This is a genomic window from Pseudomonas chlororaphis (genome assembly GCA_001023535.1).
GTDB classification, from domain to species: domain Bacteria; phylum Pseudomonadota; class Gammaproteobacteria; order Pseudomonadales; family Pseudomonadaceae; genus Aquipseudomonas; species Aquipseudomonas chlororaphis_E.
Genome location: CP011020.1, coordinates 4075419 through 4087156, shown reverse-complemented (window position 1 = coordinate 4087156; position 11738 = coordinate 4075419). Strand labels below are relative to the sequence as shown.

The 11738-nt window shown below is 64.7% G+C and carries 11 protein-coding genes; 5 read left to right on the top strand and 6 right to left on the bottom strand.

Features of this window, described 5'->3' with window-relative positions; translation table 11 throughout:
* The first annotated feature begins 18 nt into the window (after window positions 1-18).
* From VM99_17895 to VM99_17875, 5 genes are all read left to right on the top strand, one after another.
* The gene (locus VM99_17895; protein ID AKJ99849.1) at window positions 19-1008 is read left to right on the top strand and encodes a membrane protein; all 990 of its coding nucleotides are present in this window, start codon (window positions 19-21) and stop codon (window positions 1006-1008) included.
* Window positions 1005-1736, top strand: coding sequence for an ABC transporter ATP-binding protein (locus VM99_17890; GenBank protein ID AKJ99848.1), 732 nt, complete (start codon window positions 1005-1007; stop codon window positions 1734-1736). The genes VM99_17895 and VM99_17890 overlap by 4 nt, the downstream gene beginning before the upstream one ends.
* Window positions 1733-2524 carry a multidrug ABC transporter permease gene (locus VM99_17885; GenBank protein AKJ99847.1) on the top strand — a complete coding sequence of 264 codons (792 nt, stop codon included), beginning with the start codon at window positions 1733-1735 and terminating at the stop codon, window positions 2522-2524. The genes VM99_17890 and VM99_17885 overlap by 4 nt, the downstream gene beginning before the upstream one ends.
* 246 nt (window positions 2525-2770) lie before the next feature.
* Entirely contained in the window at window positions 2771-3304 is a 534-nt protein-coding gene (locus VM99_17880) for a sulfurtransferase (protein ID AKJ99846.1), read from the top strand.
* A 53-nt stretch (window positions 3305-3357) separates the two neighbouring features.
* On the top strand, window positions 3358-4023 hold the full coding sequence (locus tag VM99_17875) for a LuxR family transcriptional regulator (GenBank protein AKK01790.1): 666 nt from the start codon (window positions 3358-3360) through the stop codon (window positions 4021-4023).
* Between the two features lie 158 nt (window positions 4024-4181).
* On the opposite strand, the gene VM99_17870 is transcribed toward VM99_17875, so the two are convergent.
* The 6 genes from VM99_17870 to VM99_17845 all read right to left on the bottom strand — a co-directional run bounded on the left by VM99_17870 (window position 4182) and on the right by VM99_17845 (window position 11738).
* A complete protein-coding gene (locus tag VM99_17870; GenBank protein ID AKJ99845.1) occupies window positions 4182-6785 on the bottom strand; it encodes an ATPase in 2604 nt (867 codons plus the stop codon).
* Window positions 6754-7911, bottom strand: coding sequence for a GfdT protein (locus VM99_17865; GenBank protein ID AKJ99844.1), 1158 nt, complete (start codon window positions 7909-7911; stop codon window positions 6754-6756). The genes VM99_17870 and VM99_17865 overlap by 32 nt, the downstream gene beginning before the upstream one ends.
* Window positions 7912-8119: 208 nt before the next feature.
* Window positions 8120-8647 (bottom strand): NosL protein, encoded by a 528-nt coding sequence (locus VM99_17860; protein ID AKJ99843.1) that lies wholly within the window; start codon window positions 8645-8647, stop codon window positions 8120-8122.
* Window positions 8648-8677: 30 nt separating this feature from the next.
* Window positions 8678-9508 (bottom strand): membrane protein, encoded by an 831-nt coding sequence (locus tag VM99_17855; GenBank protein AKJ99842.1) that lies wholly within the window; start codon window positions 9506-9508, stop codon window positions 8678-8680.
* Window positions 9505-10422: a copper ABC transporter ATP-binding protein gene (locus VM99_17850; GenBank protein ID AKJ99841.1), complete on the bottom strand. Its 918-nt coding sequence runs from the start codon at window positions 10420-10422 to the stop codon at window positions 9505-9507. Before VM99_17850 ends, VM99_17855 begins: the two co-directional genes overlap by 4 nt.
* Window positions 10419-11738 (bottom strand): copper-binding protein, encoded by a 1320-nt coding sequence (locus tag VM99_17845; GenBank protein AKJ99840.1) that lies wholly within the window; start codon window positions 11736-11738, stop codon window positions 10419-10421. Before VM99_17845 ends, VM99_17850 begins: the two co-directional genes overlap by 4 nt.

Here is an 11738-nt window from a genome sequence, read left to right as displayed (position 1 = left end):
ACAATAAGGAAAACCGCCATGCGCCGCCCGCTGTTCCAACCGACCCTGCTCTGCCAGGTTCTCGCCCTCGGCGCTGTGTTGCTCGCCGCCGGCCCGGCCGCAGCCAGCATCGCCTGGGTCTCCAACGAAAAAGACAACAGCCTGAGCCTGATCGACATGCAGAGCCTGGAGGTCATCGAGACCCTGCCGGTGGGCCAGCGCCCCCGCGGCCTGCTGCTGTCCCACGACAATCGGCTGCTGTACATCTGCGCCAGCGATTCGGACCGGGTCCAGGTGATGGACGTGGCCACCCGCAAGATCATCAAGGAACTGCCCTCCGGCAAGGACCCCGAGCAATTCGCCCTGCACCCCAACGACCGCTGGCTCTACGTCTCCAACGAGGACGACGCGCTGGTGACGGTGATCGACACCCAGACCTCCCAAGTGCTGGGCCAGGTTGGCGTCGGGGTCGAGCCCGAAGGCATGGCCGTCAGCCCCGACGGCAAGTGGGCGGTCAACACCAGTGAAACCACCAACATGCTGCATTGGATCGACACCAGCACCCAGACCCTGGCCGACAGCACCCTGGTGGACCAGCGGCCGCGCTTCGTCGAATTCAGTCGCGACGGCACCCAGCTGTGGGCCTCGGCGGAAATCGGCGGCACCCTGACGATACTCGACGTTGCCACACGTCAGGTGCTCAAGACCCTGACGTTCCAGATCAAGGGCGTGCACCCGGACAAGGTCCAGCCGGTGGGCATCAAGCTCAGCGCCGACGGCAAGTACGCGTTCGTCGCCCTCGGCCCGGCCAATCATGTGGCGGTAATCGACGCGAAGACCTTCGAAGTGCTCGATTACCTGCTGGTGGGCCGGCGGGTCTGGCAACTGGCGTTCACCCCGGACCAACGCCAATTGCTGGCAACCAATGGCGTGAGCGGCGATGTCTCGGTGATCGACGTCGAGAGCCGCAAGGTGCTCAAGTCGGTGAAAGTCGGGCGCTACCCCTGGGGCGTGGTGGTGACGCCATGAACGCGTTGGAGGTCAGCGACCTGAGCTTCGCCTACGGTGCGCGCGAGGCCCTCCGGCAGGTGAATTTCAGCCTGCCGGCCGGGCATTTCGCGGCATTGCTGGGGCCCAACGGCGCCGGCAAGTCGACGCTGATTGCCTTGCTCACGCGCCTGTACGATGTGCAGCGCGGAGACATCCGCGTCGGCGGTCATTCGTTGCAGGCCTCGCCCCGTCCGGCGTTGCGGCAACTGGGCGTGGTGTTCCAGCAAAGCACGCTCGACCTGGACCTCAGCGTCGAACAGAACCTTCGTTATCACATCGCCCTGCACGGCTGGTCGCGACGCCAGGGCGCCACCCGGATCGACGCCGAACTGGCGCGCCAGCACCTGACCGAGCGGCGCCACGAACGGGTGCGCGACCTCAATGGCGGTCATCGGCGCCGCGTGGAAATCGCCCGAGCGCTGCTGCACGAGCCGCGCCTGCTGTTGCTCGACGAACCGAGTGTCGGCCTCGACCCGGCCAGTCGCCTGGCCCTGGGCGAACACATCCGGCAGTTGTGCCGGGTACAGGGTATCAGCGTGCTGTGGACCACCCACTTGCTGGACGAAGTGCAACCCAGCGATGACCTGTTGATCCTGCACCAGGGCCGCCTGGTCGCCCGCGGCCGCGCCGACAGCGTCAGCCAGGCCCATGGCGGCACCCTGGGCTCGGCCTTCAGCCGATTGACCGCTGCGGGAGCTGCGTCATGAACGCCTATTGGCAATGTTTCAGCGGCATCGTCATGCGCGAATGGTTGCGCTTCGTGCTGCAACGCACCCGCCTGCTCAGTGCCCTGGTGCGCCCGTTGCTGTGGCTGCTGGTGTTCGCCGCCGGCTTTCGCGCGGCCCTGGGCATCGCGATCATCGCCCCCTACGACACCTACATCCCCTACGAGGTGTACATCGTGCCCGGGCTGGCCTGCATGATCCTGTTGTTCAATGGCATGCAAGGTTCCTTGTCGATGGTCTACGACCGGGAAATGGGCAGCATGCGCGTGCTGCTGACCAGCCCCCTGCCCCGGGCTTTCCTGCTGGCGAGCAAGCTTGTGGCGACGTCGCTGATCTCGCTGCTGCAGGTCTATGCCTTTCTCGCCATTGCCTGGTTGTACGGCATCCAGCCGCCGGTCATGGGCCTGCTGCTGGCATTGCCGGCGCTGTTGCTGGTGGCGCTGATGCTCAGTGCCCTGGGCCTGCTGCTGTCCAATGCGATCCGGCAACTGGAGAACTTTGCCGGGGTGATGAATTTCGTGATCTTCCCGATGTTCTTCCTGTCCTCGGCGTTGTACCCACTGTGGAAAATGCTCGAGGCCAGCCCCTGGTTGTACTGGCTTTGTGCGCTGAACCCGTTCACCCATGGGGTGGAGCTGGTGCGCTTCGCGTTGTACGAGCAATTCAATCCGCTGGCGCTGGGGGTGTGCGCCGGCCTGACGCTGGTGTTCGCCCTGCTGGCGGTGTGGACGTTCAACCCCCAGCATGCGGCGCTGCGCAAGGTGGGTTGATCGGCTCACGCCAATCCCTTGTGGGTGGACTCCTGTGGGAGCGAGCTTGCTCGCGATAGCGGTAGTTCAGTCAACATTAGAGATGACTGACAAACCGCCATCGCGAGCAAGCTCGCTCCCACAGGGTTAAATGGAAAGTTACAAATCCCGAATTACGACTTTAGTACTGGTTTTCCTGTCTATGGTCGCATTCACAAGACCTCGACCCTGGCATGTAATGGGCGCATAACAAAAAGGATAAATCCTATGCCCCGTTTGCTGGCCATGGTCTTGCTGGGCCTGGCGCTGAATGCCGCGCAGGCCGACACGCTGCTGTTTTCCCCGCAGGGCTACCGCATTGCCCAGTACCGCAGCCCGACGCCGAGCACCGTCGACGGCGCCCAAACCCTCGACACCCCCGCCCTGCAGCACCTGCTCGAACAGGATCCGCCGCCGGTGCTGGTGGACGTCTACCGGCGGCCCTGGCTCCAGGGACGCTTCATCGACAATGAACCTCACGCCAACCTGCCCGGCAGCCTGTGGCTGGCCAATACTGGCGACGGTGAACTGGAGCCGGCCTGGCAGGACTACTTCAGCCGCCACCTGCGCGACGCCACCGCCGGACGCCTGGAGCAACCACTGGTCTTTTATTGCCGCTCCGATTGCTGGTTGAGCTGGAACGCGGTAAAACGCGCCGCCGCCATGGGCTATAAGCATCTGTACTGGTATCGCGATGGCCTCGATGCCTGGGAGGCAGCCAACCTGCCCCTGCAAGCGGCCCGCCCCCAACCTTTTCCCTGATCCTGAATGCGTGCACCTGCTCCAGCCACAACACAATAACGAGGTGAATGGCCATGTATAAAATTCTGATAGCCGACGATCACCCACTGTTTCGCGAAGCCATCCACAACGTCATCAGCGACGGTTTTCCCGGCAGCGAGGTCATGGAAACCGCCGACCTGGACAGTGCCCTGGCATTGACCATCGAACACGACGACCTGGACCTGATCCTGCTGGACCTGAACATGCCCGGCATGCACGGGCTCAATGGCCTGATCAACCTGCGCAACGAGGCCCCCACCATTCCCGTGGTGATCGTCTCGGCCGAACAGGACAAGCAGGTGGTGCTGCAAGCCATCACTTATGGCGCGGTGGGGTTCATCACCAAATCCTCGCCGCGCTCGCAAATGACCGACGCCATCGAGCAGATCCTCAACGGCAACGTCTACCTGCCGCCAGACATCATCCGCACGCAGAAAAGCCCGACGGGCCGCCGCCTGAACGAAACCCCGGCCTTCCCCGCCGAACTGCTCCAGGCCCTGACCCGCAAGCAGCTGCTGGTGCTCGAACGCATGACCAAGGGCGAGTCGAACAAACAGATCGCCTACACCCTGGACATCGCCGAAACCACGGTCAAGGCCCACGTCTCGGCGATCCTGCGCAAACTCAACGTGCACAACCGAGTGCAGGCGATCCTCAGCGCGGGGGATATTGATTTTGGGGCTTATCTGCGGCGTTGATGCTGTTCGAACCCTAAACATGCCGGTTGTGGCGAGGGGATTTATCCCCGCTGGGGCGCGAAGCGGCCCTAAAAACGGCAACTCGGTACACAAGATGGAACCAGGGGCTGCTTCGCAGCCCAACGGGGATAAATCCCCTCGCCACAATGAGGTTCTACCTAGTGGCTCTGGCCCCCACCTAACAGGTGGCTCATCGCAATCTTCAGCTTCATCGGGCGCACCGGCTTATGCATCAGGGTGTGGCCGCGCTCGCGGATCTGCTGCTTGAGTTCGTTGCTGTAATTGGCGGTAATCATCATGGCCGGGATCGGCGCCGTGCGCCGGGCGTTGATCCGGGCCACCGCGTCGACGCCGTTCTGGTCGTGGTCCAGGTGATAGTCGGCGATCAGCAGATCGGCGCCGGCGGGGTCGTCGTCCATCTGGCGCGCCAGGTCCTGCTCCGACAACGCCGTCGTCACCTGGCAGCCCCAGCCTTCCAGCAAGGTGCGCATGCCGGCACAGATCGCCGCATCGTTGTCCAGCACCCAGACCCGGGCACCGCGCAGGCGCCCCAGCATCGGCTCGCTCATGTCCGGGCACGGCAACGGCTTGGGCGCCGTGGCGCTCAGGGGCACGTCGATGGCGAACATCGAGCCCTTGCCCGGCCACGAGCGCACCTGAATCCGATGCCCGAGGATCCCGGCAATTTTCTCGACGATCGCCAGTCCCAGGCCCAACCCTCGGTCCTGGTTGGGCCGCTGCACATCGCCGCGCTTGAACTCCTGGAAAATTTCCTCGAGCCGGTCTTCGGCGATGCCGATGCCGCTGTCCCAGACCTGGATCGACACCTGCCCACGATGCCGTCGGCAGCCCAGCACGATGCGCCCGCTGGGGGTGTAGCGAATGGCGTTGCTCAACAGGTTGCGCAGGATCCGCGCCAGCAACTGCATGTCACTGCGCACCAACACCGAACAGCCGACAAAGTGCAGCGCCAGCCCCTCGCTGCGGGCCACCTGGGCATACTCGGCCGCCAGGTTGTCGAGCAGTTCGCTCAGGCCGAACGGCGCGACATCGGCCTTGATCACGCCGGCGTCCAGCTTGGAGATGTCCACCAGGGTGCCGAGCAAGTTCTCGACGTCTTCCAGTGAATTGCTCACATTGCGCACCAAGTGCGCGTTGGCGACCGGCTCGCGGCGCTCCAGCAACGCGCTGGTGAACAGCCGCGCGGCGTTGAGCGGTTGCAACAGGTCATGGCTGACCGCAGCGAGGAACTTGGTTTTCGACAAGTTGGCCTGCTCGGCCTCTCGCTTGGCCTCGCGCAGGCGCACTTCCACCCGGCTGCGCTCATCGATTTCACGCAGCAACTGGTCGTTGAGGCACGTCAGTTCGGCGGTGCGTTCCTGGACCCGCTGTTCCAGGTTCTGATAAGCCTGGTGCAGTGCCTCGGCCGTGCGGCGGCGTTCGGTGATGTCGCGGATGAGCACGAAGATCCCCACCACTTCACCGTTGGCCAGGCGGTTGGGCACGTAGGAGCGCAGCATGTAGCGCTCCTGGTTGTTGATGTTGGTTTCGGCGAACTCGAACGTCACGCTTTCGCCCGCCAGCGCGCGGGCCACGTAGGCTTCAAGGCGCTGGTAATGCTGCTCGCTGTGGGCCTCGCGCAGGCTCTGGCCGAGCATCACGCCACGGGGCCAGCAGTACCACTGCTCGTAGACTTTGTTGGTGAATTCATAGACCAGGTCAGCGTTGAGGTAGGCGATCAGCGCGGGCACGTGGTCGGTGATCAAGCGGATCCAGCGCTCGCTTTCGCTCAGTGCCTCGGCATGCTGGTAGCGCTCGGTGATGTCGGTGAACGTATTGACGTAGCCACCAGTGGGCAGCGGATGGGTGCGGATCTCCAGGACCCGGCCGTCCGACAGGCGCTGTTCGCATTCGTGGACCGAGCGGCCATTGCTGTCGCGGCTGGCCGGGGTCAGCAATTGCAGCTCGGAGTCGCCAATCACTTCGCTGAACGAACGATGGGCCGCCACGGGAGCCAGGCCGCTGAGTTCGAGGAAGCGCCGGTTCCACAGCTCCAGCACACCCTGGGCATTGACCATCGCCACGCCCTGGGACAGGTTGTCCACGGCCCGTTGCAGCAGGTGGGACTTCTGTGCGATGGCTTGCTCGCGACGCACGGTTTCACTGAGCTTGACGTCGGTGATGTCGGTGAACAGCATCACCCGCCCACCTTCCTGGGTCGGCCGCTCGCTGACCTGCAGCCAGCGACCGTTCTGCATGCGGTACAGCACGTGCTCGTCGGCCTGCCCCCGCGGCTCCTCGCTGAACAGGCCGTTGGCGGTCATCAGGCGCTTGACCTCGCACAGGCGCATCCCGGCGATGATGCGCACCCGGCTGTGGGCCCAGAAAGCCTTGAAGCGGCTGTTGAACAGGACGATGCGCTGCTGCGCGTCGAACAGCACGAACGCATCGGAGATGCTCTCGATGGCGTCGATCAGGTGCCGATGGGCGGTTTCCGCCCGCAACCGCGCCTCGCCCAGCAGGTGATTGCCGGCCTTGAGCTCGGCCATGGCCTGGTTCAGCGCATCGGTGCGTTCGCGCACTTGTTCGGCCAGCACCACCGAATGCTGGAACGCCGCGTACGGGTCGTTGCCACGGGTCACCCCGGACTCCACGCGTTCGATCAGCGCCGCGTTGATCCGCCGCAGCTTGCGGTTCTCGTGTTCGAGGTTGGCCAGTTGGGCCTGCAGCTCAGCGATGGCCGGGGGCGCGATGACGGGCAATGGCAACTCCGGTGAACGTCTGGTTGATGTGCATGCCATTGAACTGTTCTCCATAGGTGTTGAACCCCAGCACCCGCTGCTCGCGCAGGAATTGGCCGATCTGCTCCAGGCCGCCGCGGTCTTCGAGCTCCAGGCGCCTCAGGAAACAATCGCAGCCGATGGTCAGCAGCACGTCGCCAAGCCGCGCCTGCAAGCCGTCGAACAGGGCCTGCAGGTTGTCCAGCAACGGCCCTGGCGTCATCGCCGTGAGGACGATGCCGTTCTCCACCGCGCAATAGAAACTCAGGCTAAGGTCCGGGTGCACCTGCTGGATCGCCCGCACGTAGTACTGGTCGTTGATGCGCACCGCCAACGGATGTGCCGCGAACACCCGGTAGTCGAGGGCACTCACCGGCACGCCGATATGCCGGGCGTACTCCTCGGCGGCGGGTTCGGCGTTGAGTTCGTAGACCCGTCGCGAGGCGCTGTCGGCGCCGGTCACCACCAGTTTTTCTTCCCGGGGCAGGATGTGGTGGGTGGTGAAGACCTCGAATTCCAGCCAGGTATTGATCAGCACCACCACCGCCGCGCCGCTGTGGAACTGGCCTTCGAAATACACATGGGTGTGGGTCAGGTGATTGTCGTCGCCGGCCGAACCGCCGAAATGCGGGATGTCGCCCAGCGCTGCGCTCAAGGCCGCCAGGACCATTTCTTCGCGACTGGACAGGCCGTCGAGCAGGGTCAGCGCAAAACTGTGGCCCTTGATCGGCGCCAGGGCGTTGCTGCGACACCCGCCGGCCAGACGCTCGACCATCTGCTGAGCGTCGATCAGACTAAAGTGCTCCATTTCACCGATCAGCTCGGCGGCGATGGAAAAATGCCGGTGGTCGAACCCCACCGCCGTCACACAATTGCGCCCGTAGCCCTGGGGGGTGATTTCACCGGCGCTGGTGCAACCCACCAGGCGAATCCCGCCAAAGCTCTGGGACAGTGCCTGGCCGAGGGCCGGCAGATCGTAGGCAGCGGAACAGAAAAACAGCACGAAACCCAGGTGCGGGTGCAACAACTGCCGCGCCAGCGCCTGGGCCACTTCCTGGACATCCGTCGCCGCGGACATGGCGCTGACCACGCCTTCTGCCTGCTGCATTTACGCCTCCGGCGGGTGCGTGATAGGGACCTTGAGTGTACGAAGATAGGCCGGGGCGACGAATGCTACTTGGGTAGTGGGTGGACGCTTCGATGGGATGAGAAGACGGCGGCAAGCCCTTCGAGAGCGTGGCGAGAGCGCTTGCTCACTCGCCACGACTGCCGTGCAACTCATTGTCGTGCCGCACGATTCACGTGCTACCGCAACTTCAGTGACTCATCGACGACATGCCTCCCGCCTGCCCCAGCACCTTCTGGTCGATGTCCTCCAGGCGCAGGACCTGGCCGCCGGTCTCGGTTGCCAGCTTCTGCGCGGCCTGGGCTTCGGCGAACGAGGCCAGGACGACGCCCATGGCGCCCTTGAGCCCGGAGCCGACCACGAAATAGGCGCTGCGGGCGTCGATCAGGTGCGCGTCATCCGGGCTGTCCCAGTGGCTGCGGCCCATGTCATGGACGAACAACTTGACGTCGGCCCGATGGTTTTCCGGTTGCAGCCACCAGCCGAGCATTTCCGCCGGGGAGCAGAACTTTTTCACCCCATCGGCCGCGACCGCCGCGCCCTTGGGCCCGGGAAAATCGGTGATGACCATGCCGCATACATGGCACTCGTCACTGCGATGGAACGCCAGCGGCGCCTCGCCGGCCGCTGGCGGCACGGCCTGGTCACACGCCACCAGTGCCAGGCACACCAGCATCCCGGCCAGCAGGCGGCTCCCCTTGGAATACACCCTGTTCATCGTTACAGACTCCTTATCAAGATCAGTCATTCACGGGCACCGGCGCTGGAACAGCCGATAGGCCAGCCACAACGGCACGACCATCCACACCACCAGGCACATCCACAGCCCGGGCGCCGATACCGGCAGATCGCTGCCCAGGGTCAGCACGGCGGCGCCGTGGGTGGCCGAATCGAATCCGGACAGGTTGATCAGCCGATAGACATCGGTGGGGTTGAACAGCAGCAGCCATGGCAACAGTTGCGGGTTGAAGCGCCCTTCGCTCAGCACCAGCAGCGCCAGCAACGCCAGGTCGAACACCAGCACGAAGAAGAACCACACCCCCAGGGCCAACCCGGCGGCGGTGGATTTCTCCGCCGACAGGCAGCTCAGTACATAGGCCAGGCCGAGGAACACCCACCCCAGCAGCGTGCTGGACACCATGAAGCGCCCAAAAGCCCAGAGCAGCAGGCTCAGTTCGACGTCATCCACCAACAGAGCAATGGCAAGCATCGCGCAGCCGAAACCGATGAACGTCGCCAGGGCCAGAATCAGGCCGTGTCCGACGAACTTGCCCAGCAGCAACTGACCGCGCCCCAACGGGTAGGTCAGCAACAGCAGCAAGGTGCCGCTTTCGTCCTCGCCGACGATGGCGTCATAGGCCAGCAGCAAGGCGATCAGGGGCATCAGGAAGGTCGCCAGGCTCGACAGGCTCGCCACCGTCGCCGGCACCGAGGTGAAGCCCAACTGCCCCGACGCCGCGGCGCCCAGCCAGGCGATACCAATGGCCAGCACGGCGAACAGCAGACTGATCGCCAACAACCAGCGATTGCGCAGGCCGTCGCAGAACTCCTTGCGGGCCATGGTCTGGATCGGGTTCATTGATGGGCCTCCTCGCTGGCTGCACGGACCATGTAATGGCGGTACAAGTCCTCCAGGGACGGCGGCTTGATCTCGACGTCGGTCGGGTTGTGCTGCGCCAGCAGCTGGCGCAACAGTGCGAGCTTGCTGCCGTCCGGCGCCGACACTTGCAAGCCTTCGGCGCCCCAGCCCTGGGTGACATGCCCTTCGCTGCGCCAGTGCTGCTGCAACTGCTCGGCGCGGGCCAGGCCCGAGGCCCGGATCAGGGTCGGCAGACCGGCGTCCTTGCGCAGCCGGGCCAGGCTGCCCAGGGCCAGCAGGCGCCCGCGGGTGAGGATCGCGGCGCGGTTGATGTGGGCTTCGACGCCCGGCAGGACATGGGAGCAGAGAATGATGCTGGTGCCCTGCCAACGCAGGCGATCGAGCAGTTGATAGAGGTCTTGGGTGGCGATGGGGTCCAGGCCCACGGTGGGCTCGTCCAGCAGCAACAACCGCGGCTGGCCGAGTAATGCCTGGGCCAGCCCGAGGCGCTGGCGCATGCCCTTGGAATAGGTCCGCACCCGGCGCCGGGCCGCGTCCGCCAGGCCCACCTCCTCCAGCAACCGTTCGACCTGCTCCGGCGCCGCGCCCTTGAGCCGGGCAAAATGACGCAACGTCTCCAACCCGCTCAACTGCGGATAGAACATGACGTTCTCCGGCAGGTAGCCGAGCAGGCGTCGCACACTCGGGTCGCAGGGCTCGCGCCCGAAGACCCGCACCTGGCCCTCGCTGGCCCGCAGCAAGCCGAGGATCAACTTCATGGTGGTGGTCTTGCCCGCACCGTTGTGCCCGAACAGGCCGAGCACTTCGCCCTGGGCCAGGTTCAGGTTCAGCCCGTGCAGCACGGCAACGTCGCCATACTGCTGGCTGACGCCTTCGATCTCGACGACGTTCAAGACGCGTCCTCCTGAGCCCTGTTGCGTGGTGGGGGTTGGACCGGCGCCGCCATCAGCGGATGGCTGTCCAGCACCCCGGGGGATTTCATCACCGGGAAGGCTCGCTGTACCCAGCGCAGCAATTCGATGCCCGGACTGTTCATCAACAGCCGCACCTGCGGGTACAGCCACAGCAGGCGGTCGACGTTGTCGTTGGGCTCGTAGACCACATCTCCCAGGCCGTCGCCATTGCGATCCCACCCCAGGTAGTCACTCCAGTAGTTGCCGCGCCCGTCTGCCGACCACTCCTGCAGGCGGGTGGCGACGTACTTGACCTGGCGCTGGTTATGGACGAAGGCATTGCCGGCGATGCGGTTGTCCTCCGAGCCGGCGGTCAAGTGGATGCCCACCGCACTGCGCTCGAAATGATTGCCTTCGATGCGATTGAACAATGAGTTGTAGATGAACAGGGCCTTGCCCTCGGCACCGACGATCATGGTGTCGCCGGTGGACCCGTCGCGCACGTCGGTGACGACGTTGTCGCGCAGGGTTGAATAGGTGATGTAGTTCATCAGGATCCCGTAGTTCTGGTCCTGTTCGGAGCGATTGCCGATGACCGTCAACTGGCGGCTCTGCATCAGCGCATAACCGGTGCGGGTCCGCCGGGTGACGTTGTCCAGCAGGCGGTTATCGTTGGCGAACATGTAATGCACGCCGTAGCGCAGGTCCTCCAGGACATTGCCCTGGAGCAGGTTGCCGTTGGAGGTGTCGATGTAGATGCCGTCGCGGGTGTCGCGCACCTGGTTGCCGATGACCTGGGCCCCGTGGACCGCATACAGGTGGATGCCGTTGCCCCGGTCCTGGGAACGCAGGCTGGCGTCGCCCTGGATGCGATTGTCGATCAGGCTGACGTCCCGTGTGCCATCGACCCAGATACCGAAGCCCTGGCCCTGCATCCGGTTGCCACGTACCACCGCTCCCTGGGCGACAGGCTTGATGAACACCGCGGCGTTCATCGCCGTCAGGTCATGGCCCCAGTCCAGGAATGTACAACCTTGGATGCGCACGTTCGGCGCCTGGATGATCACGCCGTTGCCCTCGCCCTGCCCCAGGAATACCGCATCCGGCGCACAGGTGAGGGTCATCGGCTGATCGACGCTGAACGAGCCCCGGTACTGCCCCGCCGGCAGGCGCCATTGCTGGTCGCCCTCGGCCTGCAAGGGCAGGTCGGTGATCGGCTGCGGCGCGCCGAACGCGCCGCCCGATAACAGGCCCAGCATCAGCGCAATGACCGGTTGGCACGCGCGGCCCGTGGGTTGCTGCGGTTTCCCGGCCAT